A 965-nucleotide genomic window follows, 5' to 3' on the forward strand; every position below is an offset into this window, starting at 1 on the left:
ACCGCGCCTTCGACTTCAACGTCTTCGCCTCGGAGCTCTTCAACTCGATCGTTGTCCACAAGACGGCGGAAGCGTCGCTGGACGAAGGGTCGCTGGGCGCGGTGGTCGACCTCAACACCGGCAACCCGCTGGGCGGCAAGACGGGCGTGACGCTCGTCGGCTCGACGCAGGCGAGCTACAACGATCTGTCGAAGAACTGGGGGCCGCGCGCCGCCGGCTTGCTGTCGTTCAAGAACGACGCGGGCACGTTCGGTGCTTCCGTGTCGGCGGCGTACAGCAAGACCAACAATCTCGAACTCGGCAACAACACGACGCGCTGGGCGCAGGCGCGGTTCGATTCGGTCGATGGCACGCCGTGCTTCTATTCCAGCAACACCAGCAGCACGCGCGTCGCCAATTCGGGTGGCTTCTATCGGCCCAGCGCCGCCTGTACGCAGGCTGCGCTGGCCTTCCACCCGCGCATTCCGCGCTATGGCGAAATCCGGCACGACCGCGAGCGGATGGGCATCACCGGCAGCGTCCAGTTCGCGCCGAGCGAGGCGACCAAGATCTCGATCGACGGCCTGTATTCGCGCTTCAAGGAAACGCGCGAGGAGAAGTGGGGCGAGGTCCTGCTGCGTTCGAACGAACGGTCGATCGACGTTGTCAATCCCAAGTACGATTCGAACGGCAACATGATCGCGGCGACGCTCAACGACGCCTATGTCCGCACCGAACATTATCTGCGCCAGTCGAAGACGGAATTCTACCAGATCGGCGGCAGCTGGGATCAGGACGTCAGCGACAAGTTCCGGTTCACCGTGCTCGGCGGCGTGTCGAAGTCGGACGCCTCCATTCCGGTGGAAACCACGTTCGTCTTCGATAACCGGTCGGCGCAGGGCTATAGCTACGACTATACCAACTCGCGCAGCCCGGTGCTGACGTTCGGCACGTCGATGACCGATCCGGCGAACTTCCAGCTCGCC

The 965-nt window shown here is 63.5% G+C and carries 1 pseudogene; it reads left to right on the forward strand.

Annotation, left to right across the window (positions count from 1 at the left end):
- Window positions 1-965: pseudogene (locus tag SB4_RS18630) on the forward strand (TonB-dependent receptor); the annotation flags it as partial.

This window comes from Sphingomonas sanguinis, from assembly GCF_001476905.1.
GTDB lineage: Bacteria > Pseudomonadota > Alphaproteobacteria > Sphingomonadales > Sphingomonadaceae > Sphingomonas > Sphingomonas sanguinis_B.